Source organism: Paraburkholderia rhynchosiae (genome assembly GCF_002879865.1).
GTDB classification, from domain to species: domain Bacteria; phylum Pseudomonadota; class Gammaproteobacteria; order Burkholderiales; family Burkholderiaceae; genus Paraburkholderia; species Paraburkholderia rhynchosiae.
In genome coordinates this window covers 1-26,457 of record NZ_PNXY01000011.1, presented here as the reverse complement: position 1 = coordinate 26,457, position 26,457 = coordinate 1, and the positions used below count along the sequence as shown (strand labels likewise).

Here is a 26,457-nt window from a genome sequence, read left to right as displayed (position 1 = left end):
AGCGAAGCTCTCATCCGTCAAGCACAGGAACAGGCATGTTGAACAAAGGCATTTCCATCAAGGCGCGGATTGGCCTCACGATGGCGTTTCTCGCCGCGCTGCTCGTCGCCATCGGCGCATTCGGTTTGTTCGGCATGGGCCGTTCGAACGACGCCTACCAGCAGACGTACACCGACTCGATGCCAAGCGCCGTCAACATTGGCAACGCCGAGTTGTACGCGGCGCGTGAGCGTCTCGCGCTCGACCGCGCGGCCTTCATGATGGGCACTCCGGAGTCCGCACCGACACTGGAACGCGCGCGCACTATGCGCGCGACCTCCGACATGTGGTGGAAGAAGTACATGGACCTGCCGCGCGACGCCGAGGAAGACCGACTCGCAGGCGACGTCGTCAGCAAGCGCGATGCGCTGCGTCAGCAGGCGGACGCATTTGCGGCCGTGATCGCCGCGAACGACCAGAGCAAGGTGATCGACGTCGCGAAGCGGCTGCAGGCCGCCTACAACGAACTCGCCAGCGCGGACGACACGCTGCGCCATCTGCAGTTCGAGTCGGCCAGACAGGGCTACGAGTCCGCCCAATCCTCCTTCCAGACGGTCCGCATGGTGACCGCGGGCGCATTGTTCGTTGGTGTTCTCGCGGCGGCGTTGTCTTACCTCACGCTGAGCCGGGCGATCGCACGGCCGATCGCGGAGGCGCTCGGTCATTTCGATGCGATTGCCGCGGGCGATCTGCGCCGTCAGGTCGTCGTCACCTCGCGCGATGAAATGGGGCAGGTGCTGGAAGGCATCGCGAAGATGCAGCGCAGCCTCACCGAAACGGTGCATACAGTGCGCAACGGCAGCGAGTCCATTGCGACGGCCACGCGCCAGATCGCGGCCGGCAACATCGACCTGTCGTCGAGAACCGAGGAGCAGGCGTCTGCGTTGCAGGAAACGGCGTCGAGCATGGATGAGTTGACCGGCACGGTGAAACAGAACGCGGACAACGCCCGTCAGGCGAGCGCGCTCGCGGCGAATGCGTCGGAAATCGCCAACAAGGGCAGCGCGGTGGTGGGCCAGGTCGTCGGCACGATGGGCGAGATTAACCAGAGCTCGGCCAAGATCGCCGACATCATTTCGATCATCGAAGGAATTGCGTTCCAGACCAACATCCTGGCCCTGAACGCGGCCGTGGAAGCGGCGCGGGCCGGCGAAGACGGGCGCGGTTTCGCGGTCGTCGCGGGCGAAGTGCGCAGCCTCGCGCAACGCTCGTCGGCGGCGGCCAAGGAGATCAAGGAGCTGATCGACACGTCCGTGGACCGCGTGCAGTCGGGCTCCGCGCTCGTGGACGAAGCGGGCCGCACGATGAACGAAATCATCGGCGCCGTGCAGCGCGTGACCGACATCATGGGCGAGATCGCGGCGGCTTCGGAAGAGCAGAGTAGCGGTATCGACCAGGTGGCGCGCGCCGTCAATCAGATGGACGAAGTCACGCAGCAGAACGCCGCGCTGGTCGAGGAAGCGGCGGCGGCGGCGTCTTCGCTCGAAGACCAGGCCGGCAAGCTGCGTAGCGCGGTCGCCGTGTTCCAGCTCGACGAAGGCTTCAAGGCCGCTGACGGCACGCTGCGCAAGCATGTGCCGACGCCGGCCCGCCAGGTTCCCGCGCGGGCCGCGTCTCGCGCCGCACCGCGTGGTGTTGCGGCCCCAGCATCGCGCGTGACGGCTGCCAGGGCGCCGGCTGCCGCGGCGGTGCCGGCAGCGCCCGTCACGCCCAAAGCAGCGATGGCGCCGAAAGCGTCGGCCAAAGCTACGGTGGTCGCCAGCGCCGGCAGCGATCAGGACTGGGAAACGTTCTGACCGGACATTGGCCGTGTAAGCGGCAGAATCGTCGCTGCAACAACCGTTCCCGATGGCCCGGCTTGTGAACGAATGCTTTGGCGGCTGACCCGCTCGCCTGGGAAGACCGCGCTTGCATACGCAGCCGCGGTCTTTTTTATGGCGTGCGCATTAAGTCGCGTTTGCCAAGTCGCCGGCGCCCTGGCGAGCCTCGCGATCCGGTACATTGACGGGCGGCCACGGTAATTCGTGACCGCATCGCGGACATACCGCCGGCTCCCAAGGGCACTGCGCCGCGTTTGACCGCTGCTACGCCGGGCCGCCGCTAACCATCGCGCTGCAATTCACCGTTCAATGCGCCAGCCACAAAGGACCGACATGACGCCACACGACCTCGCGCATCGCCTCGTCGAAGCACGCCTGCAGCATCGGCCGATCGACGGGCTCGCGCCCGAACATATGCCGCCCGATGCCGCCACTGCATACGCGATCCAGCAGGCGGTCATCGCGGGGCTCGGCGACTCGACAGGCGCCTGGAAGATCGGCGCCAAGGCGCCTGGCGGCGCAGCCTCGGGCGCGCCCATTCCCGCCGCGCTGGTGCGGCCTTCGCCGGCGCGCGTCGAGCATGCAGGCTTCTTTCGCGTGCTCGTCGAACTGGAAATCGCGTTCCGTTTCACCGAGGCCATCGAGCCGCGCGGCCACGCCTATGCACGCGACGAGGTGCTCGCCCTGGTCGGCGTTGTGCTGCCCGCCATTGAAATCGTGGATAGCCGATTCGCCGAATGGCCCAATGTCGCGCCGCTTGCGCAACTCGCCGATGCGCAGAACAACGGCGCGTTGGTGACGGGTCATCCGGTGGCGTATGCCGGGCTCGCGCGCGGCTTCGACTTCGTGTCCCCGGAGCTGGAATTGAGTTTCGACGGCGAGTCGCTCGTGCCTGCCGCCACCGGCAATCCGGCGGGCGACCCGCGCGAGTTGCTGGTGTGGTTCGTCAACCATTGCGCCGCCATGGGCATCACCATCGAACCCGAATGGACACTGACCACCGGCTCTTACGTCGGTGCGCACAATGTGGGTAAAGCGGGCATCGTGCGTGGCCACATCGACGGACTGGGAGAAGTGGAGATCGAACTGACCTGAACACGTGACACTATGTCATGTGACACCGGGTTTGATTTCACTTCTGCTGTGCTTGTAACGGCGCATTACAAACGAAATAGTCGACGGCTGCCTGAGGGCGGCCGTTTTACATTTGACGTCTCTGTGATGGCTGCTTAGCCGTATACCCTATTGAACAGACGGAGCGCCGCGCCGTTATCCAGTTAGGGGTGCGATACCTACGATAGCTGCGAGAGCTGAGGCAACCATGCGTCGGGCGATAGATGAATCGGTGCAAAGCGATGCGGAACAAAACCCCATGTGCACGGACGAACCGCATGAGGGTATGTCGGAGGACCATGCGTGCGTGTGTGATCGATCGACATGTAACAGACATCGCGGCATGTAGACCAAACGCAGGTCGAAGCGTTAAGAGGGAAAGTGAAGAAGGGAAAGCGAAGAAGGGAAAACAAAGAAGGGAAAGCGAAGAAAAAGCGCGGACGCAGTGCGAATCTGTGTGACGTCCTGGCTTGAAGGTACGCAGTGTGCATGTGCAGGCAACGCGTGGATGTAAGCAGTGAGTGTAAGCCGCGAGATCGCTCGACGCGCAAGATTGTAGGTCGTCGAAAGGGGCTTTCCAAGTGATGAATGTCGGGAGGCCTACACGGCGCGATTTTCGCAACGTAGTTCGTGAAAAAAAATTTAAAAGGGTTTAGGATGAATTCGAGCGATGTCGTTTCCGAATAGCGCGCCGCGCACGACATCGGTCTAGACTTCGGCGAGGAGGTAGCATGGATATCTACAGCAGTTTCGCGACCCGCTTCGAGAAAACTCGAGAGGATGAACTCTCGCTCGAGGAGTACCTCGCGCTCTGCAAAGACAATCCCGCCGCGTACGCCACGGCTGGCGAACGCATGTTGACGGCAATCGGAGAACCGGAACAGATCGACACCCGCAACGATCCGCGTCTGTCGCGCATCTTCGCGAACAAGGTCATCAAGGTATACCCCGCATTCCGTGAGTTCTACGGAATGGAAGAGGTGATCGAACAAGTGGTTGCCTACTTCCGGCACTCGGCCCAGGGGCTCGAAGAGAAGAAGCAGATTCTGTATCTGTTGGGCCCGGTCGGCGGCGGTAAATCGTCGATCGCGGAACGTCTGAAGCAGCTCATGGAGCGTGTGCCGTTCTATGCGATCAAGGGTTCGCCTGTGAACGAATCGCCGCTCGGTTTGTTCGACTATGACGAGGACGGTCCGATCCTCGAAGAGCAATACGGGATACCACGCCGCTACCTCAAAAGTATTCTGAGCCCGTGGGCGGTCAAACGCCTGCACGAGTACAACGGCGACATCCGTAAATTCCGCGTGGTGCGGCGCTATCCGTCCATCTTGCGGCAGATCGGCATCGCCAAGACCGAGCCTGGCGACGAGAACAATCAGGACATCTCCTCGCTCGTCGGTAAGGTCGACATTCGCAAGCTCGAACAGTACGCGCAAGACGATGCGGACGCCTACAGCTATTCTGGTGGTTTGTGTCTTGCGAATCAGGGCCTGCTCGAATTCGTCGAAATGTTCAAGGCGCCAATCAAGGTGCTGCACCCGCTGCTGACCGCGACCCAGGAAGGCAACTTCAAGGGCACGGAAGGCTTCGGCGCGATTCCTTTCGACGGCGTGATTCTCGCGCACTCGAACGAGTCGGAGTGGAAGGCATTCCGCAACAACCGCAACAACGAAGCATTGCTCGACCGGATCTTCGTGGTGAAGGTGCCGTATTGCCTGCGCTATTCGGAAGAGATCAAGATCTACGAGAAGCTGTTGCGCAATTCATCGCTGGCAAGTGCGGTATGCGCGCCCGGCACGCTGAAAATGATGGCTCAGATGTCGGTGCTCACGCGCTTGCAGGAACCCGAAAATTCGAGCCTGTTTTCGAAGATGCAGGTCTACGACGGCGAGAATCTGAAGGACACCGATCCGAAGGCGAAGTCGTATCAGGAGTACCGCGACTTCGCGGGCGTGGATGAAGGGATGACCGGCGTGTCGACCCGCTTCGCGTTCAAGATCCTGTCGCGCGTGTTCAACTTCGATTCGACCGAGGTCGCGGCCAACCCGGTGCACCTGATGTATGTGCTCGAACAGCAGATTGAGCGCGAGCAGTTCCCGCCGGAAACCGAGCAGAAGTATCTGTCGTTCATTAAAGACGTGCTCGCCTCGCGCTACGCGGAATTCATCGGCAAGGAGATTCAGACGGCTTATCTGGAGTCGTACTCCGAATATGGGCAGAACATTTTCGATCGCTATGTGACGTATGCGGACTTCTGGATTCAGGATCAGGAGTTCCGCGATCACGACACCGGCGAGAGCTTCGACCGCGCGGCATTGAACGCGGAACTGGAGAAGATCGAGAAGCCGGCGGGCATCAGCAACCCCAAGGACTTCCGCAACGAGATCGTGAACTTCGTGTTGCGTGCGCGTGCTGCCAATGCAGGGAAGAATCCTGCGTGGATCAGCTACGAAAAGCTGCGCGTCGTGATCGAAAAGAAAATGTTCTCGAATACGGAGGAATTGCTGCCGGTCATTTCGTTCAACGCCAAAGGCTCGGCGGAAGAGCAACGCAAGCACGAAGACTTCGTCAACCGGATGGTGGCGAAGGGCTATACGCCGAAGCAGGTGCGCTTGCTGTGTGACTGGTATCTGCGCGTGCGCAAGTCGTCATGATCCGCATTGCGTACCGCCCGCGCGGTCCGACCGCGCGGGCACCTTGCGAGGCGCAAGCTGCATGGACATAGCATCGGACCAGGCAGCGTACGTCTCGCGACGAGTCGACAAGGGAGACGAGGCGTGCTTCATCAAATCATCGACCGCAGGTTAGCAGGCAAGAACAAAAGCATTGCAAATCGCGAACGTTTTTTGCGTCGCGTTAAGAACTATATTCGTCGCGCCGTTTCGGAAGCGGTGCGCGACCGCAGCATCAAAGACATTCAGAACACGCAGAGCATCACCATTCCGCGTAAGGACATCGCGGAGCCGTCGTTCCGGCACGGGCCGGGCGGCCGGCGCGAAATGGTGCATCCGGGCAACTCGGATTACATTCGCGGCGACAAGATCCAGCGCCCCCAAGGCGGTGGCGGCGGAGGCGGCGGCAGCCAGGCCAGCAACGAAGGCGAGGGTCAGGACGACTTTGTGTTCGAGCTGAGCCGCGAAGAGTTCATGCAGTATTTCTTCGACGACCTGGAACTGCCGCGGCTCGTCAAAACTCACCTGATGGCTGTGCCCACGTGGAAAAGCATCCGCGCAGGTTGGGCTGCCGAAGGCACGCCGAATAATATCGACGTGGTCCGTTCGTTGCGCAGCGCGCTTGGCCGCCGCATCGCGCTCGGCGCACCGCTCGTCAATCAGTTGCATGAGATGGAGCGGCAACTCGAGGTCATGAAAGCCGACCCCGACGACCGTCGCGAAGAGATCAAGCTGCTCGAAGAGGAAATCCACCATTTGCGCGGGCGCATCTGGCGCATTCCGTTTATCGATCCGTTCGATCTGCGCTACGTGAACCGCGTGAAGCAGCCCACGCCTTCCAGCCAGGCCGTCATGTTCTGTCTGATGGATGTGTCGGGTTCGATGGACGAGCAGCGCAAGGATCTTGCGAAGCGCTTTTTCATCCTGCTGTATCTGTTCCTCAAGCGCAATTACGAAAAGATCGAGGTGGTCTTCATCCGCCATCACACGCGCGCCGAAGAGGTCGACGAAGACACGTTTTTCCATTCGACCGAAAGCGGCGGCACAGTAGTATCGAGCGCGCTCGAGCTGATGCAGAAGGTCATGGACGAGCGTTATTCGCCGACTGAATGGAACATTTACGGCGCGCAGGCGTCCGATGGCGACAACTGGACCGACGACTCGCCGAAGTGCCGCAAGATACTCTCGGATGACATCCTGGAGAAGGTGCGCTATTTTGCGTATATTCAGGTGACGCCCGAAGAGCAGAACCTGTGGCTCGAATACGCGCAGCTGGCCTTGAGCCAGCCGCATATGGCGATGAAAAAGGTCGAAACCGCGGCTGACATCTATCCGGTGTTTCGCGAGTTGTTTGAAAAGCAGGTGGCGTCGTCATGACGACCAGGCACTTGCACAACGAAGCGCGCGGCTATCAGCCGGAGCGTGGGAAAGGCGTGCCGCAGCGTCAGTCGGGGCATGCCGAGGCAGCGGCGGACGAAGTTCGACCCGCCGCAGCCGGAGCAGTCGACAACGCTGAAGCACGGGGACACACCGGAACGCCCACTGAGGGGCAAAGGGAAGTCCGTATGAACGTAGCCGATAGACGGCCTCTGCCGTGCCCGTCCGACTGGACCTTCGAGTTGATCGAGGAGTACGACTCGCATATTGCCCGTGTTGCAGAGCAGTATGAACTCGACGTGTATCCGATCCAGCTCGAACTCATCAGCGCTGAACAGATGATGGACGCGTACGCGTCCGTCGGCATGCCGGTGAATTACCGCCACTGGTCGTTCGGCAAGCACTTTCTCTCTACCGAAAAAAGCTACCGTCGCGGGCAGATGGGGCTCGCGTACGAGATCGTCATCAATTCCAACCCCTGCATCGCGTATCTGATGGAAGAGAACACGATGACGATGCAGGCGCTCGTCATCGCTCATGCGGCGTACGGGCACAACTCGTTCTTTAAGGGCAACTATCTGTTCAGGCTGTGGACGGACGCGCATGCCATCATCGATTACCTCGTTTACGCGAAGAATTACATCGCGGAGTGCGAAGAGCGCTTCGGGCTCGACCGCGTCGAAGAATTGCTCGATTCGTGCCATGCGCTGATGAACTACGGCGTGGACCGCTATAAGCGTCCGCAGAAACTGTCGCTCGAAAGGGAATTTGCGGCGCGCCGTGAACGCGAGGCGTATCTGCAATCGCAGGTCAACGAATTGTGGCGCACGCTGCCCACGCGCCATACGCCGTTGCCGGAGGAAATCGAGGAACGCTATCCGCCCGAGCCGCAGGAAAATCTGCTGTATTTCGCGGAGAAAAATGCGCCTCTGCTCGAACCGTGGGAGCGCGAGGTGATCCGCATCGTGCGAAAGGTGGGGCAGTATTTCTACCCGCAGCGGCAGACCCAGGTCATGAACGAGGGCTGGGCGACGTTCTGGCACTACACGTTGCTCAACACAATGTACAACCAGGGCAAGCTGGAAGACGGCTTCATGATGGAGTTTCTCCATTCGCACAGCAATGTGGTCTACCAGCCGCCTGTCACGAAGCCGTACTACAGCGGCATCAATCCGTATGCGCTCGGCTTTTCGATGATGAGCGACATTCGCCGCATCTGCGAAAACCCTACCGACGAAGACCGCAAGTGGTTCCCGGAACTGGCCGGCAGTCCGTGGCTTCCCGCCATGCACTACGCGATGCGCAATTTCAAGGACGAGAGTTTCGTCGCGCAGTATCTGTCGCCGCATCTGATCCGCGAAATGCGTCTGTTCTCGGTGCTCGACGACGACATGCGCGATGCACTCGAAGTCTCGGCGATTCACGACGATAGCGGCTATCAGTATGTGCGTCAGGCATTGTCGCGGCAGTACGACATGCATCATCGCGAGCCGAACATTCAGGTGTGGTCGGTGAATACGCGCGGCGACCGGAGCTTGACGCTGCGGCACTTCATGAGCGACAACCGGCATCTGTCGTCGGATAGCGACGAAGTCCTCAAGCATATGGCGCGCTTGTGGCAGTTCGACGTGTATCTGGAAAGCGTCGATGAAAACGGCACGGTCAGGAAGCGCTATGAGTGCCGCTATGTGCCGCCCGCTGTGAGGGCGTGAGGTTGCGGCGAGGTAAGGGACGGACTGACTGAATCCCGCCACGTATCTACGTCGGCGGGATTTTTTTTGCCGCAAGATTTTCAGATAACGGTGACGCGGCAGAGGGCCGCACAAACCCAAGCTACGCGTGGGCGCCTAAATCAGCCAGAAAATCCCGGGCGCGTTCCGACAAGCCGGGGGCAAGGTTCAAGGCGTGGGCCGCCGCTGTGGCAAGCCGGGTACGCGCGTTCTTCTCCAGGTCGTTGGCGGCTGTCGCCAACCAGTCGGGAAACTTCTCTGTGAGCGCGTCAATCAACACCGCGGCCTGGCGTCGGTCCTTGTCTGCCTTGAGTGCGCGCGACGGGTCGCGAAGCGTGCTGACGATAAGCTTATGAAGAGCAAATCTCGCGGGGTCGGGCAGCATCACCGGCACCACGTGCTCCTTGCCAAGAATAAAGCCCGGCGTGGGGTTGGATACCAAATACCTGAAGTATGGAAGCCCGGTTGCGTGGGCGCGCAACTGGGGCAACGCCTTCGTCTCATACGCCTCGGTACCTGGCACGAGTAAGTCCACCTTGAGAGGTTGTCCTCGAGCCTTGAACGAGGTTGACGGCTTTCGCGCATCCAGTTCCGGCACCTCGAGAAAGGGAATACCGCTGTCGCGCAGGATGTCGAGAAAGCTGCGGTCTTCCGGGATAGCCACCGAAATCGTCCCCGTGCTGCCGATGTCGATATCCTCGGTCCTGTAGTTCGCAGGCAGGCGAACGCCGAGGCTGTTCAGGAGCGCACCGAATGCGTGGGAGCCGACGAGCACTCCGCCGTGGCTGAAGATGCCAGCGTTAAAGAGCGTTGCGAGAGTTAGCGCCGAAGAATTGTCGGCAGCAGCAAAGCCCGCCTTACGCAGAACCTGGACGTCGGCGGCAAGCACCCGCATCTCCGCGCTCTCGACTAGTCTCGCCTCGAGCGCAGCGTCGGTAGCGGGTTCTCCCGCTCGACCTAGTGAGGTCTCCTTGTGCTTTCCCGAAGCCAGATACACCCGCCAGTAGGTGTACGTTTTCCCGTCAACGGTTTTCTGGGCAGCGGAGCCCGGAGAATGCAGCGGGATGTGAGACTGCGCGCTCGCGCGCTCGGTGATGGAGGAATACAGCGTTTGCAGCGCGTCGTTGTGGAAGTTGGCCATGGCTAGACGGTCCTTATACCCTGTGATCCGATATTAAGGTATAGGAATCTCGGCGTCAAACTTATACCTTAATATTTGGATTTAAGGGATAACGGGCCTCGAAGCACGCAGCACGGCTCATCCAAAGGCGATCCCAACAATTGCCCACAAACCCCCATCTTTGCCTTGCGATTCTGTAAAATCCGCGCACGCGCAAAATCGCGTTCTGAAGGCGGCGCCACGACCGCTGCCTCCGTTCAAGAGACAAGGAAGATACAGCATGACCGACCTCACTGATCAAAGCGTGGCATCGGCCCACGACACGCGGCGCCGCATCTTCGCAATCGTCGGCGCCTCATCGGGCAATCTCGTCGAGTGGTTCGACTTCTATGTCTATTCGTTCTGCGCGCTGTACTTCGCGCCCGCCTTCTTTCCGAGCGGCAATACCACGACGCAATTGCTCAACACGGCCGGCGTGTTCGCGGCGGGCTTTCTGATGCGGCCAATCGGCGGCTGGTTCTTCGGCCGTCTCGCCGACAAGCACGGCCGCCGCACCGCGATGATGGTGTCGGTGTTCATGATGTGCGGCGGCTCGCTGGTGATCGCCCTGTTGCCCACCTACGCACAGATCGGCGCGTTAGCGCCAGCGCTGCTGCTCGTCGCACGCCTGTTCCAGGGCCTGTCGGTGGGCGGCGAGTACGGCACCAGTGCGACCTATATGAGTGAAGTGGCACTAAAGGGCCGGCGCGGTTTCTTCGCGTCGTTCCAGTACGTCACGCTGATCGGCGGCCAGTTGTGCGCGCTGCTCGTGCTGGTCGTGCTGCAACAGACGCTCTCCACCGCGGAACTCAAAGCCTGGGGCTGGCGCGTGCCGTTCGTGATCGGCGCGCTGGCCGCGTTGGTCGCGCTCTATCTGCGTAAATCGCTCGACGAAACCACCACCGCCGCGACGCGTCAGCGCCAGGAAGCGGGCACACTGCGCGGCTTGTGGCAGCACCGCGTCGCGTTCCTGACGGTGCTGGGCTTCACCGCAGGCGGCTCGCTGATTTTCTATACGTTCACCACGTATATGCAGAAGTACCTGGTAAACACCGCCGGCATGAGCGCCAAGACCGCGAGCAATGTGATGACCGCGGCGCTGTTCGTCTATATGGTGATCCAGCCGGTGTTCGGCGCGTTGTCGGACCGCATCGGCCGCCGTCGCTCGATGCTGTGCTTCGGCCTGTTCGCGACCATCGGCACCGTGCCGCTGCTGCATGCGCTGAAAGACGTAACGAGCCCGTATGCGGCCTTCGGCCTCGTCGTGCTGGCGCTCGCGATCGTGAGCTTCTACACGTCGATCAGCGGCCTGATCAAGGCGGAAATGTTCCCGCCCGAAGTGCGCGCGCTCGGCGTGGGTCTCTCGTACGCGGTGGCCAATGCGATCTTCGGCGGCTCGGCGGAATACGTGGCGCTGTGGCTCAAGTCGGTCGGCAACGAGTCGATGTTCTACTGGTACGTGACCTTGCTTTGCGCTATTGCCGGGCTTGTCGCGCTGCGCATGCGCGATCCGTCGAAAGAAGGCTATTTGCGCCACGAACCCTGAGCATGCCGAGCCTGCGCGCGGTTTCTAGCGCGCGCCGCACGCTGGCTCAGGCCACGACGATCTCCGTGCCGAGTACATGCAGCAGATCTCGCAGCGCCTCGGCCTGCGCCATCTTCGCGTCGCTGCGCAAGTGAATCTGCACGGCTCGCCCCGTAATCCCGTCGACGGGGTGGGCGAGCCACAACTCGACCGCAAGCCCCAATCCTTCGGGCTGGTTGACGGCGACCGGCTCGATCACGCGCGGCTTGAAACAGGCACTGTCGGACATGGCGAATCACCTCGGGGCTGATGACGTGTCCGGTGCATCGTAATCAGCGGCGTGCGCGCGGCAAAGCAACAAATACGCGTTTGCTAAGCAGAGGATGCTTAGCAGAAAACCCACTGAGGGCGCACGCTGTCCCTGCGTTGGCGATCAGCCTGGCTCGGTCGTGTCGGCGGCCATTTCCGCGACGAGCTCCTTCTCGACCACGCCCGGCTCGCCGCTCAAAGCAGCGGACGCGGCCGATGCAGCCGATGTAGCCGGCGCCGCAGCCGCGGCGGCAAGCGCCACGGTCTGTTTCCGCGCGCTCACGGCCGCACGCGAAAGCATCAGCAGATGGTAGTAAAGCCGCGCGCTGAGCCCGTAGTGGTAGGCGAACAGATGAGCCAGCGCGATCTTGAGACCCAGCCGCGCCTGACGATTCTTCGCATGCACCGAGACGACGATCGGCGCCAGCCGCCGCAACGCGAGCTTGCGTGACGGCTCGAGCTGCGGCGGCAGCTTCAGCATCTTCACGAACGCATACGCGCTGAGCGTGGCCGCTGCCGCCGTGCCGCGCGTGCTGTGCGATATCGACGTCGCAGTCTTGCGATACACCGAGACGTACTCGTGCAGATAGAACACCTCGCGCGAGGCGAGGCACAGTTCAGCGCCGAATATGAAATCGCAGCACACGCCGTAGTGCTCCTTATAGCCGATGCGCTTGACGAGCCGCGCGTCGGCCATCCAGCCATTGTTCGGAAACATCTGGATGAGGCCGGTCCTGCCTGGCAGCGCCTGCAAGCCTTCCGCATCCTTCGTGCGGCGGAACGCCGTGTTCAGCCGCGCGCTGGCGTCGACGTCGATCGCGCCGCTATGGTCTGCTTCGTACTGCGCGCCGAATGCCGCATCGAGACGCGGATGTAGCTTCCATAGTGAAACGAGTTTTTCGACGCCGTCGGTGGCGAGCAGGTCGTCGTCGTGAATCAGCAGAATCTTGTCGCCGCGCGCGCGCTGGAACAGGCTCGCGACATTGCGCGCCTGGCCGAGCGGCGGCTGATTCCTCGCATAACGGATGCGTCGCTCGTTTCGATAGCGCGACGCGATCAATTGCTCGGTGCGCGTATCGCTCGAATCGTCGCCGACCACGATTTCCAGATTGCCGTATGTCTGCGCCAGACACGAGTCGATGCACTCCACGATCAACTCAGGCCGGTCGCAGGTCGGCAGACAGATCGACACTTTGGCGGACTGAGGGAAGGGTACGGGGATGGACATGGGCGTCGCCTTTGTTATCTGTTGAGGGGCGGCAGCCGGTTTGCTTGTCGCATACATCGCTGCAAGCAGAAAAATAGTCCATCACACCGAAAAAATATTCGGTAAAAAAACGGAAAAAATGTCTGCTGTATGAAAGGCGGCGGAAGGGAAAAATTTATGCGGCTTTGCCGCTCAGATGCAGCAAAGCCGCTTCCAGACTCGCGTTTAATTTTCAACCGACTGACGGCTCACCTTCACCTGGTTTCTGGCCAGGTCGGTCGGCCGGAGACTGGTCGCGCCCTTCATCGTCGCGCTTGGGCAGCTTGCTTTTTTCATTATCGCTATGCACTGCCGGCTGCGGATGTTCAATGTCGTCCGGCTTTTTGTCGGTCTGCTGCTTGGGGTCGGCCATGGCTTTCTCCTGGTGTGAACACCTAGCTTGTAGAGCAAAGCTTGGGCCTGCACGCTTTCATTCGAGCTCACGGGCGCCCGTCAGCGAAACGATGAAATCGAAAAACGCGCGCACTTTGGCCGGCGGATGATGCCGCGACGGATACAGCGCATACAGCGGATATACCTCGTCGGCCCAGCCAGGAAAGAGCTCGACGAGCTTGCCGCTCGCGAGCAACGATTCGGCGCCGAGCGAGAGAATCTGCGCGACGCCCTGGCCCGCCGCGCACACGCTGTGCAAGGTGCCGACGTCGTTCACGGTCAAGCGGCCTTGCGGCGCGATGACCATTTTCTTGCGGCCGCGATGAAACTCCCAGCTGAACGGATAACCCGTGAGCGGATCGCGAAACTTGATGCACGCATGCTTGCCGTCCTCGAGTTCGGCCGGAGTCGCGGGCTGCCCATGCTTCTTCAGATACGACGGCGCGGCGACGGTCAGAATGCGCGTGTCGAGCAGCTTGCGCGCGATCAGCGACGACACGGGCGGCTCGCCGAAGCGAATCGCGACGTCGAAACCGTCGCCGACCATATCGCCCAACTGGTCGCGCGTAATCAGCTCAAGTTGCAGCTCAGGATGTCTGTCGATGAAACCGCCGAGCCTCGGCCCAAGCACGAGGCGCGAAAAGAACGGGTCCATGTTCACGCGCAGCCGCCCGCGAACGGCCGTCGCGCCCTGCGCGGCGGAAGACGCCGCTTCTTCCAGGCCGCTCAACAGCGGTACGATCTGTTCGTAGAAGCGCCGGCCTTCGTCGGTTAGCGCGACCGAGCGCGTGGTACGGTCGAATAGCCGGATGCCGAGGCGCGCTTCGAGCCGCGCGACCGAACGGCTAACGCCCGATTGCGACATGTCGAGCGCTTCGCCCGCCGCCGCGAAACTTCCGCAATCGACGATCGCTGTCAACACGCCCATGCCGTTCAGCATGCGCTCGTCAAATGGCATCTGAGAGTCCTTTGTTATTCGTGAACGCCGTACATGCTAGCGCGAAACGCCGGACGGAACCCCGACCGAGAACAGAGCGCGATCCGGTCATGCGCGCCGCATGACTGAGCCACCAGGTGACAGGGTGACAGAGCGACAGGGCTAGCGAATAGCGTGGCTCCTTTCAACGACCCGCGCCCTGGCTCGCCGGCGCCCGCACGCCGGGCGTCGTGTCGAGATGACGGAACACCCACGCCGACATCAGCGTGATCGCGCCGACGCACACGAAGCTCAGCCGGAAACCGAGCATAGCCGAACCCCATTGCGCGGCAAACAGCTTCACGAGCCCGCCGCCGATAGAGACGCCAAGACCGATCGCCAGCATTTGCACCATCGAAAAGAGACTGTTGCCGCTGCCGGCGTCTTCATGCGACAGGCCCTTGAGCGTGACGCTGTTCATCGCCGCGAACTGCATCGAATTGGCTGCGCCGAATACCGCGAGGATCGCGATTTCGACGATAAGCGGCGTGCCGCGCGAGACGGACGCAAACGCGACGATCGACGAACCGACGATCAACGTATTGACCAGCAAAAACAGGTCGTAGCCGTGGCGTCGCACGAGCGGCGCGATCCAGCGTTTCGCAACCGTGCCCGCGAGCGCCGCGGGCAGCATCATCAAGCCCGAATGCAGCGGCGTATAGCCAAGTTCCAGTTGCAGTAGCAGCGGCACCAGAAACGGCACGGCGCTCGACCCAATGCGGCACACCAGATTGCCGATCAGTCCCACGCTGAAATTCGGCTCGCTGAAGAGCGACAGCTTGAAGAGCGGGTTACGCCGTCGCTTCGCGTGCGGAACATAAGCGAGCGCGCTGACCGCCGCGAGCGCGAACAACGCCGCCGACCATGCCGCCTGATGCGTCGGCACCGGTGCGTCGACGGCTAGCGAAAACGCGATCATGCACAACGACAGCAAGCCGCAGCCGGTGAAATCGAACGGCGGCGCTTGCGTCTCCCCATGCGGCGGCAGAAAACGGTGCACCGCGTAAAGACCCGCCGCGCCAATCGGCACATTGATCAGAAAGATCCAGTGCCACGTGATCGCCTGAACGAACCAGCCGCCGAGCGTCGGCCCGGCGATAGGGCCCAGTTGACCGGCGACCGAAATGAATGCGAGCGCCGACACGTACTGTTCGCCCGAGACGCTGCGCAGCACGGCAAGCCGTCCGATCGGCAACAGCATGGAGCCGCCCACGCCTTGCAGCACGCGCGCTGTCACGAGTTGGCCGAGCGTATGCGCGCTAGCGCAGCAGATGGAGCCGAGCACGAAGACGAGGATCGCCGCGAAATAGACGCGCCGCGTCCCGAAGCGGTCCGCGAGCCAGCCGGACGCGGGTGTGAGCATCGCCATCGTCAACGTGTAGGCGACCACGATGGGCTGCATGGCAAGCGGCGCGACCTGCAGGCTGTTCGCAATCGACGGCAACGCCGTATTGACGATCGTGGTGTCGAGCGACTGCATGAAGAAACCGGCGGCGACGATCCAGAGCAGCGCGGTCTGCGACGAATCCTGGGTCATGGGAGGGCAAGCGGTCGGCGCGCGGCCGCCTGGGTGGATGAAGTGTTGTCAGCAAACGCTTCATGATATGGGCATCCCGCGCGCTGGGGAAGCCTGCCCGTTGCTCAGGCCATGCGGATTCACGCGAGAAACGGCGGTGTCGCGCCGATGCCGTTGCTGCGAATTTTGTTTTTGACGCGTAGGGAAGCGGCGCTCGCGGGCAAGGAAGGGTGCGGCTTCGCGGTGGTGGCGGGGAGGTGCGCAGCCCTCGCTCAGCGCTCTGTGCTCAGCGGCTGCGGCTGCGGCTGCGAAACAATGCGGCTACCTGATCGCCGAGTCCACTTCATGTGAGCCGCTTGATGCTGCGGCTCCATGATTGCGCCGTGCCGTGCGGCGCTGTGCTGTACCGCCGTGCTTACGCAGGCATCTTGCGGAACGAAATCGCAAAGCGGTTCCAGGCGTTGATCGCTGAAATGAGCAGTGTGAGATCGACCAGTTCTTCGTCGCTGAAATGAGGGCGCACGATTTCCCATACCGCGTCCGGCACGTGGCCGTGCGACACGAGGGTCACGGCTTCGGTCCATTCGAGCGCGGCGCGTTCGCGATCCGTGAAGAACGGCGTTTCGCGCCACGTGACCACGGTGGCGAGACGCCGGTCGGTTTCGCCGCCTTTACGGGCGTCGGTGGTATGCATGTCGACGCAAAATGCACAGCCGTTGATCTGCGACGCGCGCAGACGGACGAGATGGGCGAGCGATTTTTCGATAGCCGATTTGCCGATGCGTTCTTCAACGCCGAGCATGGCCTTGATCGCAGCGGGACTGGCTTTGTAGAAGTCGAGACGTTCTTGCATGATTCACTCCTTGGCTTTGGCTGAACGCATCTGGTGATGCGATGAGTGAATACTAGTCGCCACATTGGCGTTGCAAAATGTCCATTTATAGCGATTTTTGGGTAACCAATTTTACGCAACGGTAGACGTGCGGGCCTAGGCCGGAGCGCCCTTGTTCGCTGTAATGGCATCGTTGCCGCGCCGCTGACGATTCGGTATGGTGGGTTATCGACCTATTCGCAGAGATACCGGATGACTGCCACCGCCGATTCGGCTTCACAACCCATCCGTTCCGACGTGCTGATCGTCGGCGCGGGCCCCGTTGGCCTCTTCGCTGCGTTCGAGGCGGGCGTGATCGGGCTGTCGTGTCAGATCGTCGATGCGCTCGGCAAGATCGGCGGCCAATGCACCGAACTCTATCCGGACAAGCCGATCTACGACATTCCCGCGATTCCATCGTGTACGGCGCGTGAACTGGTCGATCGTCTGCTCGCGCAATGCAAGCCGTTCGACGTGCCCATTCATCTTGAGCAACGTGTCGAATCGGTGGAGCAGGGCGGCGACGGGCGGTGGACCGTGCGGACCGATCGCGGCCTCCTATTCGACGTCGCCGCGATTCTGCTTGCCGCCGGCAACGGCGCATTCGTGCCGCAAAAGCTGCCGCTTGCCGAAGCCGTGCCGCTCGAATCGCGTCATGTGCACTACAGCGTGCCGCGTCTTGCCGATTTCGCCGACAAGACCGTGGTGGTCGCGGGCGGCGGCGATTCCGCGCTCGACTGGGCGCTCGCGTTGCGCAAGGTCGCACGGCGCGTGACGCTCGTGCATCGGCGCAACGGATTCAGCGCGGCGGATTCGAGCGTCGAGTTGATGCGGCGCGCGGTCCAGGCTGGCGAGATGGACTTCGTTATCGGCGCGATTTCCGGGCTCGTCGTCGAAAGCAATGCGGACGGCAATGCCGAGGGCGATGCGCTCAGATCCATCTCGTTGCGACATATCGAGGGTGAAACCCAACTGCAAGCCGAACAACTCGTCGTGTTGTATGGACTGGTCGCCGATCTCGGCCCGATCGCACAGTGGGGCTTGAGCATTCACGGCGGACGCGTCGATGTGGATACGTCCAACTACGAGAGCTCGCGGCCCGGCATCTTCGCGGTGGGGGATATCGCCAACTATCCGAACAAGCAGAAGTTGATCCTGTCCGGTTTTCACGAGGCATCGCTCGCGCTGCGCAAGGCGTATTCATACGCCTATCCCGACAGGAAGCGCGTGCACATTCATTCCAGTTACGACGCGAAACTGGCGGAGAAGGTCAGCGCGGCAGCGTAACGGTGTGGACGATGGTTCGGATAGACCTGGAAGCGATCGCTCCGGGGGTCTTTTTTATATGAAGCTGTGTGATTTTCGGCCAACTGCAATCGCGAGATGTGTGGCTCATATTCAGCTGTCCGAAAGTTTCGTTTTTTGCGGATCGCCCCTTGACGCGGCGAGTGTCGATCGTTCCACGCGAGGTCTGAGCGTCTTGCTGCGCCAGCCCTGATTCAAAAGGAAACCGGCGCAAGCAGACGGCAGGCAAGACATCAGCGGTGCCCCGACCTCGTGGCGATCGCCGCGTATCTTTAAAGCTTGGCGCCGCGCGCGCCGAGCCTCCATTTCAACGCTAGCTCGCGCGCTGGGCAGCAGACGGTGCGCGCACTCACAACCGGAGGAGTCGCGCGTCGCGGTGGCGGGAATTTATGCGGCGTATTGCGCGCGTTGTCATCAGATGGATGGCGCGGGCGAGCCGCACAAGTATCCGCGCGTCGCGGGCAATCCCGCGGTGCTTGCGCCATCCAGTACGTCGCTCGTGCGGTTGCTGTTGGAGGGTGGCGAAAGTCCGCATACATAAGCCGGGCCCGAGCCGCGCAAGATGCAGCCTTTCGCGGACAAGCTGAGCGATAGCGAAATGGCGCGCGTGCTGACGTTTATCCGCCAGACATAGCAGCGCGGCCGCGCCGGTGACCTCCCGCGAGATGTCGAGCTTGAGGCAGAAGTTGCATAAATGGCACCGTCAGCGCTTGCGCTTTGCCTGACATCAACGGAGCACGGCAATGCCGATGCCGACGGCGGCACGGGGCTTGCTGCTCGCTGGCATCTATCGCGGCGTCGCTAAAAAAGCCGTCCGGTTTCCGCAAGGAGGATAAAAAATGATGGACGCGATCTATCTGCTGTTCGGGCAAGGAAGAGAGCTCGACCCGCTGCAGATGAGTGCGCGCGCCGTTGTGGTGTTTGTGATCACGCTCCTGCTGATCCGAATTTCGGGCCGGCGTTCGTTCGGCAAACGCTCGCCGTTCGATTCAGTCGTGGTGATTCTCTTGGGCGCGACCTTGGGTCGGGCGATTGTCGGTGCATCGCCGTTTGTCCCGACGGTGCTGGCCTCGCTGATGATTGTCGTTTGCCACCGCCTCCTTGCGTGGGCCTGCATGCGCTCGCATGCACTCGAGAGGTTGGTGGGCGGCGTCGAGCGCGAGGTGTACAGCAACGGCGCATTCAACGAGCGCGAAATGAATGCCGCGCTGATGACTCCGGCCGATGTACGCGAAAGCGTGCGGCAAACAATGGGCTCCCGTTCGCTGGATAACGTGGCAGCGGCGATTCTCGAACGCAACGGCGAAGTGAGCGTGATCCGCAAGGAACAGTGAAAAGGCGAGGGCGCTAGCCGCGGCCGCCGCGCGAGATTTCCTCGCCGGCGCGATGCGGCAGGCGCAGCGTGACCGGAATCGACGCGAACGAGCACAGTCCCACCACCAGGAAGGCGGGCCAGAAATCCGACCACATGATGCTGGCATGACCGTGCAGCAAGCGCGAAATCTGCAGCACTATCCCACCCACCGTGACGCCGAGGCCGAGCGACATCTGCTGTACGACACTGCCGAGGCTCGTTGCGCGCCCGACGTCACGGCTCGCGATTTCCGCGTAGGTCAATGAGTTAAGACTCGTGAATTGCAGCGCCGGGAAGAAGCCGCCAAGCAATACGACCACCCAGATGACCCACGTCGGCGTGCCCGGAAAAAACAGTCCGCACGCGGTGATCGCAATGCCCGACAGCGCGGCGTTGACCGCAAGTACCGAACGGAAGCCATAGCGATGCAGCACGCGCGAAGCCACCGTGCGCATGAACATGCCGCCGAATGCGGACGCGCAGGTAATGAGGCCGGATTCAAATGCGCTCATGCCGTGTCCTTCCTGCAGCATCAGCGGCAAGAGGAACGGCAGCGCGCCGAGGCCGATGCGAAACAGCGATCCGCCGAGCACGCTCGCCTGAAACGTCGGCACTTTGAAAAACCGCAGATCGAGCAGCGGCAGCCCCGCGCGTTGCGCATACGCGACATACAGAGCTAGCAGGACGGCGCCGATCGCGCACATGCCGAAGGCGTAGCCATTGGAAACCAGTTCGCCGCCGATCAGCGACAACCCAAGCAGAAGCAGCACCGCGCCCGCCGCCGACAGGAAAAAGCCGATCCAGTCGAGCGGCCCCGGATGCGGCTCCCGTGTGTTCGCAATGTGCTTGTTCGTCAGATAGATGCCGAGGATGCCGATCGGCACATTGATGAAAAAAATCAGACGCCAGTGCAGATAGGTCGTGATGAAGCCGCCGAGCAGCGGGCCGGCCGCGGGGCCGAGCATCGCGGGCACGCTCAGATAATTCATCGCGCGGATGAAGTCGGTTTTATGCACCACGCGAAAGATGATGATCCGCCCGACCGGCACCATCATCGCGCCGCCGACGCCTTGCACGAAGCGCGCAAGCGTGAACGTGGCGAGTGAATTCGACGCCGCGCACAGCAGCGAGCCGGCCACGAAGATGCCGATTGCGGTGCGAAACACGGTGCGCGCGCCGAAGCGGTCGGCGAACCACCCGCACACGGGAATGAATACGCCGAGACCGAGTACATAGCTCGTCACCGCGATTTTCAGCGTCACTGGATCGCGCCCGAAGTCGCGCGCCATGGCCGGCAGAGCCGTAACGATCACGTTGGCGTCGACGCTCTCCATGAACATCGCGCACGCGACGATCAGAGGCGCAATCAGGGCTTTCTGGACGACGGTCATCGAATGGAGGCTGCGGCGGGCTGTCGCAGGTAAAGGGGCCATTATTGCACCTGTACGGTGCGGTTTGTTAATAGCTCGCCGGCAGATGCCGCCCTTTTTTGACTGCCCACCGCTCACGAGCACCACCGGTCGGACGTCACTCTCGCGCAACATGTTTGTTTCTTGTTGCGCTGCGCAATGAGAAGACTATAATCGGGTTATTCCCTAGGTATAAACCCTATATAGGAGTCCGACCATGAACACCACCTCTAACACCGCTTCCGCCCGTAACACCGTCGCAGCGCACGGCAACTGGCTCGTCAAGCTGCGCGCCCTCGCGCTCCACGCGCTGAACCTGCATCTGCAAAACTGCGCTGTCATCGCTGAAGCGCATCGCCGTCCGCAGTAATCGGACGCAGCAGTCATCGGACATTCGGCGCGGCACGCGCATTACGCAGTGCCACCGGTTTATGCCGATGCCGCGAGCAAGACGCAACGCCCGGCGCAACGAGGTGAAAATAACAAGCGGCGCATTTTGCGCCGCTTGTGCTTGATGGCTCCGCCGCGTCGTTTTCAGCTTTACTCGCCTTGGCGATCCGACGCTCCCGACACCATTCGTCGCATTTTCGTCGCCCGCGCGGACAGAGCGCTCATCACGAGCGCGGTCGACACCAGTCCGACCAGATATAACCCCGCCATCATCCAATCCTGTTCCGCCATCATCGTTTCTCCGGTCAAATGCCTGGTTTCCGCGGCCAATACGCCGCGTCTCACAGGCTCTTGCTTGCGATTACGGCATATATCCGGGAAAGCTTAATCATGTTCGACGGCGCAGGCGCACGCAGCAGTCGCGCCGACGCGCGTTGATGCAGGCGTAATGCGGCTTTCGCGGAACTTTGCGATCAGGCAGACGCCGAATCTCCTTCACAGCGCACGATTAACGTTTAAACTTTAGCCCCCTTACAGTTCAACACCACCCGGCAGTGTTCGGGCGTGCCGCGAACACATCCCACACCGCCGCTCAGCCCAGGTTAAACCCCGGCGCAAGGGCCCCCACTGTCAACCTTTTAAGCCGTTTGCCGTTATCCATTTGTAAATCGCCGAACTGGCGACCCGCGGCAGACGGCCCGTCGTCGCGACAGTTCCTCGCAAGGCCCGCATTGACCATGTTCCATCGATATAAGAATAATTTCGACCGGTTAGGCGCGATGTTCGTCCGTGCATCGCGGACGCCTGGCACCAGGGGATTGCTCTCGCCCGTGCTCGCGCTCGTGATTTGCGGGTTGCTGCTCGTCGTGCTCCAGCATCTGTCGCAAGCCGTCGACTACCGCTCGGTGATGCACGAATTGCGTCGGCTGACGGCGCGAGAGTGGGCCGCCGCACTCGCCGCCACCGCGCTCAGCTACGTGGCGCTCGTCGGCCGCGATGCAGTCGGCCTGCGCTACCTCGGCGCGGCCGTGCCTCGCGCGGCGCTGTGGATCGGCGCCACCGCGGGTTCCGCGCTCGGCAACGCCACCGGCTTCGGCGCCTTGACGGGCGGTGCGGTGCGCGCTCGTGTGTACGGTGTGGCGAGCATCGCGCCCGCGCAGATCGGCCGCATGACCGTGTTCACCAGTGTCTCGCTGGCGCTCGCTCTGGTCCTCATGACGGCGCTCGGCATGGTGTGCGTGGCCGGTCCTCTGGCCCCGATGCTGCATCTCACGCCCACCACCGTCCGTTGGGTCGGCGCATTGCTGCTCGCGGCGCTGGGGCTCCTGACCGCCGCATGCGGCGCCGAAACGCGCCCCATTCGCACGCGCTGGCAGTGGTTGTCATTCGATATTCCCGCACGCCGCGATCTGGCTGAACAAGTCGGCCTCGCGGTTCTCGACGTGGTCGCGGCCGGCCTCGCATTGTGGGCGCTGCTGCCGCATGCAGACGTGAGCTTCGTCACTTTCATCACCGTCTACGCCGCGGCCATGCTGCTCGGCATGATCGGTCATACGCCCGGCGGCGTCGGCGTGTTCGAAGCGGCGATGGTGTTCACGCTGAACGGCAGCGTGCAAACGCACCAGATGGTCGCGGCGCTGCTCGCATACCGCGCGATCTACTTCGGCGTGCCGCTGGTCGTCTCGGCTGCGTTGCTCGCCGGTTTCGAAGGGCGCGCACTGAAAGGCCGCCTGCCGTTGCGGCACGCAGCGGCCGCGTCCAAACTCGCGCCGCTTTTTCTGAGCCTCGTCACCTTCGTGGTGGGCGGCATGCTGGTGATTTCGAGCGCGACGCCCGCGTTCTGGCACCGTCTCCATGTTTTGCGTGACGTGCTGCCGCTGTGGGTGCTCGAAAGCTCGCAGATGCTGTGCAGCGTGCTCGGCGTGCAGTTATTGTTCGTCGCGCGCGGGCTGCTGCGGCGTCTCGATGCCGCATGGTGGATGACCTTGGCGCTGGCCGTGCTGAGTCTCGCGCTGTCGCTGACCAAAGGTCTGGCATTCGTCGAGGCGGGTGTGCTGTGCATGCTGATCGTGCTGCTGCTTGCCACGCGCCGGCGTTTCAACCGTCATTCGTCGCTGTTTGCCGAGCGCTTCACGGCCGGCTGGCTCGTGTCCGTCGCGATGGTGCTGATGCTCGCCACGTGGGTGATGCTCTTTGCCTTCCGCGACGTGCCGTACACCGGCGACCTGTGGTGGCAATTCGCATTCGACGAACGCGCGCCGCGTGCGCTGCGCGCAACGCTGGCCGCGAGTCTGTTCGCCGCGACGTTCTCGTTCTGGCAGTTGCTGCGCCCCGCGCCCGGCCACTTCGTGAAGCCGGCGCCGGAAGATCTGCACGACGCGGCGCGCATCGTGCGCGCGCAGGAGCGCAGCGACGCCGGTCTCGCGCTGATGGGCGACAAGAGCTTTCTCTTCTCCGAGTCGCGCGAGGCTTTTCTGATGTACGCGAAGTACGGCCGCACGTGGGCCGCGCTGCACGATCCGGTCGGCCCGCGCGAAGAGTGGGCCGGTCTCATCAGCAAGTTCGTCGCGCTCGCGCATGCGCACGGCGGACGCGCGGCGTTCTATCAGGTGCGCGCGAACGCGTTGCCGCTGTATCTCGACGCCGGCCTCTCGCTGATGAAGCTCGGCGAGGAAGCGCATGTCGTGCTTGACGATTTCGATCTGAAGGGCTCGCACCGCGCGCACCTCCGGTATGCGATGAAGCGCGGCGAGCGCGATGGCTTCACGGTCGAAGTGATCGACCAGGCGAATGTACTGGCGTCGCTCGAAACGCTGCGTGGCATTTCCGACGGCTGGCTCAACAGCCGCGACGCGCGCGAAAAGAGCTTCTCGGTGGCCGCGTTTACCGACGAATATCTCGCCGCGCAATCGGTCATGCTGGTGCGCCAGAACGGCGAACCGGTCGCGTTCGTGACGTTCATGACGACCGACCTGAACACCGAGGCGACCGTCGGCGTGATGCGTCACGTGGAAAGCGCGTCGCCGTACGCGATGGAATATCTGTTCACGCAACTGGCGCTGCATCTGAAACAGGCCGGTTTCCGCTCGCTGAGTCTCGGCATCGCGCCGCTCTCGGGCATGCAGCCGACGCCGCTCGCGTCGCGCTGGCATCGGATTGCCGGCATCGTGTGGCGCTTCGGCGGCCGCTTTTACAACTTCCGCGGACTGCGCGCTTTCAAGAGCAAGTTCCAGCCGCATTGGGAGCCGCGCTATCTCGCGGCGTCGGGTTCGGTGGGCGTGGTCTTCACGCTCGCGGACCTGTCATTGCTGGCAGGAGGCCGGCGTTCATGACCTTGCATTCGTTTTTCAGGCTCGCCGTCGTGGCGAGCCTAGTGACATGCGGCGCGCTCGCCAATGCGGCGACGACCACGATTTCCGGCGGGCGTTACGGCAACGTCACGGTCACGCAGCCCGTCGGTCCCATGCGTGGATTCGTCGTGCTTTACTCGCAGGCGAGCGGCTGGAGTGCGGCCGACCAGCAGAGCGCGGACGCGCTCGCCAAGGCAGGCGGGTTGACCGTCGGCGTGGATACCGCGCGCTATGCGGCGAGTCTCGCCGCGAAGAAAGAAGCCTGCCACCAACTCGTGGGCGATGCCGAAGCGTTGAGTCATCAGCTCGAACGGCAATCGCAGTCGAGCCATTATTTCGCGCCGATCGTTGCCGGCATCGGACAGGGCGCGACGCTCGCGATGCACGTGCTCGAACAGGCGCCGTCGAACACGATTGCCGGTGCTGTTTCCGTGGATGCGGAGCGCGCCCTCGATCCGCGTTTTCAGCCGTGCCCGCCTGACGCGACGATCATTCGCGACAAGATTCCTGGCTTCGTTGAAAAGGCGTCGACGGGTAACGCCGACCGCGCGCGCCTCGTCGCATTGATTACGCCGCATCTGCAAACTGTGTCGTCCAACGACGAGGACCTCTCCGATTTGCCGCTCATCGAGTTGCCGGCCGCGCATCCGAACGGTTTGATGGCAATCGTCATTTCCGGCGACGGCGGCTGGCGCGATCTCGACAAGACCATCGCTCAGGCGTTGCAGAAAGACGGCGTTTCCGTGATCGGCTGGGACAGCCTGCGTTATTTCTGGAGCGAGAAGCCACCTGCGCAAACGAGCCGCGACCTCGCGCGCGTGATGCAAACCTACGGCACGCGCTGGCATGCGCAACATATAGCGCTCATCGGCTATTCGTTCGGCGCAGACGTGATGCCCTTCGCGTATAACCGCTTGCCCGAGGCGTTGCGTGAGAAAGTGTCGCTGATTTCGCTGCTCGGCTTCGCGCCTGATGCCGATTTCCAGATCCGCGTGGGCGGTTGGCTGGGCATGCCCGCAAGCGACAAGGCGTTGAAGGTGCGGCCTGAACTCGCGCGCGTGCCGTCTGCGATCGTGCAGTGTATTTACGGCGCAGACGAGAAAGACACGCTGTGCCCGGCACTGACGAAGACGGGCATCGCGGTCATCCGGACCACGGGCGATCATCATTTCGGCGGCGATTACAACGCGCTCGAAAGACGCATTCTGAGCGCGTTCAAAAACCAGAGCGGCGTACGTGAGTGATCGAATGCGGTGCGTGATGCGCCGCGTGCGGTCTGTGCGTAGCTAAAATCGCCTAAAAACGCGGGGGTTCGGCGCGCGACTCGGTGATGGCGCAGTTCGAGCGGTTCCGGCGCGAACGCATACTGAGCACGCGGGCCGAAACGGCCGCGCCGGGTCCTGGCTTGCCCAGTGCGCAGCCGAAACCGCAGCGGCCATGAAATACGCCGGCTCGGAGCCGGCATTGACAAATCAAGATGAGTCAACGATGATTGGCCACATGAACTGCCTCGACATCCGTATTGCGCTGATTATTAGCATCATTCATCGAATGGTGGGTTAGCGCGCGTCTGATAGCAGTCACACATAACCCGCCCCACGAGGCGGGTTTTTTATGTCCGCTTGGCTCCCGCCTCCTGGTCGACTTTCGATGATAGTCCTTGCCGCACAGGAGCTTGCCTTGCCCTCACACGAATCCGAACAGGTCGCCGAAGCTGCTGACAGTGCCGCGCTTCGTCACGACTACCTGAAGAAAACCCTCACCGCGCGCGTCTACGACGTGGCCCGCGAGACCGAACTCGAACGCGCGCCGCAACTGTCGGCGCGTTTGCGCAATCCGGTCTATCTGAAGCGCGAGGACAACCAGCCGGTGTTCTCGTTCAAGGTGCGCGGCGCGTACAACA

At 62.1% G+C, this 26,457-nt stretch carries 22 protein-coding genes; 13 read left to right on the top strand and 9 right to left on the bottom strand.

Going from position 1 to position 26,457, the window contains the following annotated elements; all coding sequences use genetic code 11:
- Positions 1-35: 35 nt before the first annotated feature.
- The 5 genes from C0Z16_RS16850 (at position 36) to C0Z16_RS16825 (ending at position 8,733) form a co-directional block, all read left to right on the top strand.
- Positions 36-1,835, top strand: coding sequence for a methyl-accepting chemotaxis protein (locus C0Z16_RS16850; RefSeq protein WP_102633267.1), 1,800 nt, complete (start codon positions 36-38; stop codon positions 1,833-1,835).
- 357 nt (positions 1,836-2,192) lie between these two features.
- Positions 2,193-2,954 (top strand): 2-keto-4-pentenoate hydratase, encoded by a 762-nt coding sequence (locus C0Z16_RS16845; protein ID WP_102633266.1) that lies wholly within the window; start codon positions 2,193-2,195, stop codon positions 2,952-2,954.
- 749 nt (positions 2,955-3,703) lie between these two features.
- Positions 3,704-5,626 (top strand): PrkA family serine protein kinase, encoded by a 1,923-nt coding sequence (locus C0Z16_RS16835; RefSeq protein WP_102633264.1) that lies wholly within the window; start codon positions 3,704-3,706, stop codon positions 5,624-5,626.
- A 123-nt stretch (positions 5,627-5,749) separates the two neighbouring features.
- Entirely contained in the window at positions 5,750-7,021 is a 1,272-nt protein-coding gene (locus C0Z16_RS16830; protein WP_102633263.1) for a YeaH/YhbH family protein, read from the top strand.
- Entirely contained in the window at positions 7,018-8,733 is a 1,716-nt protein-coding gene (locus C0Z16_RS16825) for a SpoVR family protein (RefSeq protein ID WP_102633262.1), read from the top strand. Before C0Z16_RS16830 ends, C0Z16_RS16825 begins: the two co-directional genes overlap by 4 nt.
- Positions 8,734-8,854: 121 nt before the next feature.
- On the opposite strand, the gene C0Z16_RS16820 is transcribed toward C0Z16_RS16825, so the two are convergent.
- Positions 8,855-9,892, bottom strand: a complete 1,038-nt coding sequence (locus tag C0Z16_RS16820) for a GSU2403 family nucleotidyltransferase fold protein (protein WP_102633261.1) — start codon at positions 9,890-9,892, stop codon at positions 8,855-8,857.
- A gap of 259 nt (positions 9,893-10,151) precedes the next feature.
- On the opposite strand from C0Z16_RS16820, the gene C0Z16_RS16815 reads away from it, so the two are divergent.
- Positions 10,152-11,456, top strand: a complete 1,305-nt coding sequence (locus C0Z16_RS16815; protein WP_102633260.1) for an MFS family transporter — start codon at positions 10,152-10,154, stop codon at positions 11,454-11,456.
- A gap of 46 nt (positions 11,457-11,502) precedes the next feature.
- Here C0Z16_RS16815 and C0Z16_RS16810 read toward each other — a convergent pair whose 3' ends face one another.
- The 6 genes from C0Z16_RS16810 to C0Z16_RS16785 all read right to left on the bottom strand — a co-directional run bounded on the left by C0Z16_RS16810 (position 11,503) and on the right by C0Z16_RS16785 (position 16,728).
- Entirely contained in the window at positions 11,503-11,724 is a 222-nt protein-coding gene (locus C0Z16_RS16810; RefSeq protein WP_102633259.1) for a hypothetical protein, read from the bottom strand.
- 144 nt (positions 11,725-11,868) lie between these two features.
- Positions 11,869-12,972, bottom strand: coding sequence for a glycosyltransferase family 2 protein (locus tag C0Z16_RS16805; RefSeq protein WP_102633258.1), 1,104 nt, complete (start codon positions 12,970-12,972; stop codon positions 11,869-11,871).
- 211 nt (positions 12,973-13,183) lie between these two features.
- On the bottom strand, positions 13,184-13,363 hold the full coding sequence (locus C0Z16_RS16800; protein WP_102633257.1) for a hypothetical protein: 180 nt from the start codon (positions 13,361-13,363) through the stop codon (positions 13,184-13,186).
- 57 nt (positions 13,364-13,420) lie between these two features.
- Positions 13,421-14,341 carry a LysR family transcriptional regulator gene (locus tag C0Z16_RS16795; protein ID WP_102633256.1) on the bottom strand — a complete coding sequence of 307 codons (921 nt, stop codon included), beginning with the start codon at positions 14,339-14,341 and terminating at the stop codon, positions 13,421-13,423.
- Between the two features lie 163 nt (positions 14,342-14,504).
- Positions 14,505-15,896 carry a DHA2 family efflux MFS transporter permease subunit gene (locus tag C0Z16_RS16790; protein ID WP_102633255.1) on the bottom strand — a complete coding sequence of 464 codons (1,392 nt, stop codon included), beginning with the start codon at positions 15,894-15,896 and terminating at the stop codon, positions 14,505-14,507.
- A gap of 394 nt (positions 15,897-16,290) precedes the next feature.
- Complete coding sequence (locus C0Z16_RS16785) at positions 16,291-16,728, bottom strand: carboxymuconolactone decarboxylase family protein (RefSeq protein WP_102633254.1); 438 nt, start codon at positions 16,726-16,728, stop codon at positions 16,291-16,293.
- A gap of 231 nt (positions 16,729-16,959) precedes the next feature.
- Here C0Z16_RS16785 and C0Z16_RS16780 point away from each other — a divergent pair, with 231 nt between their 5' ends.
- From C0Z16_RS16780 to C0Z16_RS16770, 3 genes are all read left to right on the top strand, one after another.
- Complete coding sequence (locus C0Z16_RS16780) at positions 16,960-18,033, top strand: NAD(P)/FAD-dependent oxidoreductase (RefSeq protein WP_102633253.1); 1,074 nt, start codon at positions 16,960-16,962, stop codon at positions 18,031-18,033.
- 436 nt (positions 18,034-18,469) lie between these two features.
- Positions 18,470-18,592: a hypothetical protein gene (locus C0Z16_RS39565; protein WP_407070678.1), complete on the top strand. Its 123-nt coding sequence runs from the start codon at positions 18,470-18,472 to the stop codon at positions 18,590-18,592.
- A gap of 298 nt (positions 18,593-18,890) precedes the next feature.
- Positions 18,891-19,385: a DUF421 domain-containing protein gene (locus C0Z16_RS16770; protein WP_102633252.1), complete on the top strand. Its 495-nt coding sequence runs from the start codon at positions 18,891-18,893 to the stop codon at positions 19,383-19,385.
- Between the two features lie 13 nt (positions 19,386-19,398).
- Here C0Z16_RS16770 and C0Z16_RS16765 read toward each other — a convergent pair whose 3' ends face one another.
- Positions 19,399-20,796 carry an MFS transporter gene (locus C0Z16_RS16765; RefSeq protein WP_102633251.1) on the bottom strand — a complete coding sequence of 466 codons (1,398 nt, stop codon included), beginning with the start codon at positions 20,794-20,796 and terminating at the stop codon, positions 19,399-19,401.
- A gap of 235 nt (positions 20,797-21,031) precedes the next feature.
- Between C0Z16_RS16765 and C0Z16_RS38180 the strand changes: the two genes are divergently transcribed.
- Entirely contained in the window at positions 21,032-21,184 is a 153-nt protein-coding gene (locus C0Z16_RS38180) for a hypothetical protein (RefSeq protein ID WP_167403531.1), read from the top strand.
- A 170-nt stretch (positions 21,185-21,354) separates the two neighbouring features.
- Here C0Z16_RS38180 and C0Z16_RS38175 read toward each other — a convergent pair whose 3' ends face one another.
- Positions 21,355-21,498 carry a hypothetical protein gene (locus C0Z16_RS38175; protein ID WP_167403530.1) on the bottom strand — a complete coding sequence of 48 codons (144 nt, stop codon included), beginning with the start codon at positions 21,496-21,498 and terminating at the stop codon, positions 21,355-21,357.
- Positions 21,499-21,983: 485 nt separating this feature from the next.
- Here C0Z16_RS38175 and mprF point away from each other — a divergent pair, with 485 nt between their 5' ends.
- The 3 genes from mprF to C0Z16_RS16750 form a co-directional block, all read left to right on the top strand.
- The gene (mprF, locus tag C0Z16_RS16760; protein ID WP_244201264.1) at positions 21,984-24,536 is read left to right on the top strand and encodes a bifunctional lysylphosphatidylglycerol flippase/synthetase MprF; all 2,553 of its coding nucleotides are present in this window, start codon (positions 21,984-21,986) and stop codon (positions 24,534-24,536) included.
- Positions 24,533-25,798 carry a virulence factor family protein gene (locus tag C0Z16_RS16755; protein WP_102633249.1) on the top strand — a complete coding sequence of 422 codons (1,266 nt, stop codon included), beginning with the start codon at positions 24,533-24,535 and terminating at the stop codon, positions 25,796-25,798. Before mprF ends, C0Z16_RS16755 begins: the two co-directional genes overlap by 4 nt.
- Positions 25,799-26,204: 406 nt before the next feature.
- Positions 26,205-26,457: pyridoxal-phosphate dependent enzyme (locus tag C0Z16_RS16750; RefSeq protein WP_407070677.1), on the top strand; the 253-nt coding region annotated here is incomplete at its 3' end.

Excerpts from the sequence above, each read along its gene's own strand:
- C0Z16_RS16850 (WP_102633267.1), top strand. The coding sequence starts at position 36 with ATGTTGAACAAAGGCATTTCCATCAAGGCGCGGATTGGCCTCACGATG.
- C0Z16_RS16845 (WP_102633266.1), top strand. The coding sequence starts at position 2,193 with ATGACGCCACACGACCTCGCGCATCGCCTCGTCGAAGCACGCCTGCAG.
- C0Z16_RS16835 (WP_102633264.1), top strand. The coding sequence starts at position 3,704 with ATGGATATCTACAGCAGTTTCGCGACCCGCTTCGAGAAAACTCGAGAG.
- C0Z16_RS16825 (WP_102633262.1), top strand. The coding sequence starts at position 7,018 with ATGACGACCAGGCACTTGCACAACGAAGCGCGCGGCTATCAGCCGGAG.
- C0Z16_RS16820 (WP_102633261.1), bottom strand. The coding sequence starts at position 9,892 with ATGGCCAACTTCCACAACGACGCGCTGCAAACGCTGTATTCCTCCATC.
- C0Z16_RS16815 (WP_102633260.1), top strand. The coding sequence starts at position 10,152 with ATGACCGACCTCACTGATCAAAGCGTGGCATCGGCCCACGACACGCGG.
- C0Z16_RS16810 (WP_102633259.1), bottom strand. The coding sequence starts at position 11,724 with ATGTCCGACAGTGCCTGTTTCAAGCCGCGCGTGATCGAGCCGGTCGCC.
- C0Z16_RS16805 (WP_102633258.1), bottom strand. The coding sequence starts at position 12,972 with ATGTCCATCCCCGTACCCTTCCCTCAGTCCGCCAAAGTGTCGATCTGT.
- C0Z16_RS16800 (WP_102633257.1), bottom strand. The coding sequence starts at position 13,363 with ATGGCCGACCCCAAGCAGCAGACCGACAAAAAGCCGGACGACATTGAA.
- C0Z16_RS16795 (WP_102633256.1), bottom strand. The coding sequence starts at position 14,341 with ATGCCATTTGACGAGCGCATGCTGAACGGCATGGGCGTGTTGACAGCG.
- C0Z16_RS16790 (WP_102633255.1), bottom strand. The coding sequence starts at position 15,896 with ATGACCCAGGATTCGTCGCAGACCGCGCTGCTCTGGATCGTCGCCGCC.
- C0Z16_RS16785 (WP_102633254.1), bottom strand. The coding sequence starts at position 16,728 with ATGCAAGAACGTCTCGACTTCTACAAAGCCAGTCCCGCTGCGATCAAG.
- C0Z16_RS16780 (WP_102633253.1), top strand. The coding sequence starts at position 16,960 with ATGACTGCCACCGCCGATTCGGCTTCACAACCCATCCGTTCCGACGTG.
- C0Z16_RS39565 (WP_407070678.1), top strand. The coding sequence starts at position 18,470 with ATGGATGGCGCGGGCGAGCCGCACAAGTATCCGCGCGTCGCGGGCAAT.
- C0Z16_RS16770 (WP_102633252.1), top strand. The coding sequence starts at position 18,891 with ATGATGGACGCGATCTATCTGCTGTTCGGGCAAGGAAGAGAGCTCGAC.
- C0Z16_RS16765 (WP_102633251.1), bottom strand. The coding sequence starts at position 20,796 with ATGACCGTCGTCCAGAAAGCCCTGATTGCGCCTCTGATCGTCGCGTGC.
- C0Z16_RS38180 (WP_167403531.1), top strand. The coding sequence starts at position 21,032 with ATGAACACCACCTCTAACACCGCTTCCGCCCGTAACACCGTCGCAGCG.
- C0Z16_RS38175 (WP_167403530.1), bottom strand. The coding sequence starts at position 21,498 with ATGATGGCGGAACAGGATTGGATGATGGCGGGGTTATATCTGGTCGGA.
- mprF (WP_244201264.1), top strand. The coding sequence starts at position 21,984 with ATGTTCGTCCGTGCATCGCGGACGCCTGGCACCAGGGGATTGCTCTCG.
- C0Z16_RS16755 (WP_102633249.1), top strand. The coding sequence starts at position 24,533 with ATGACCTTGCATTCGTTTTTCAGGCTCGCCGTCGTGGCGAGCCTAGTG.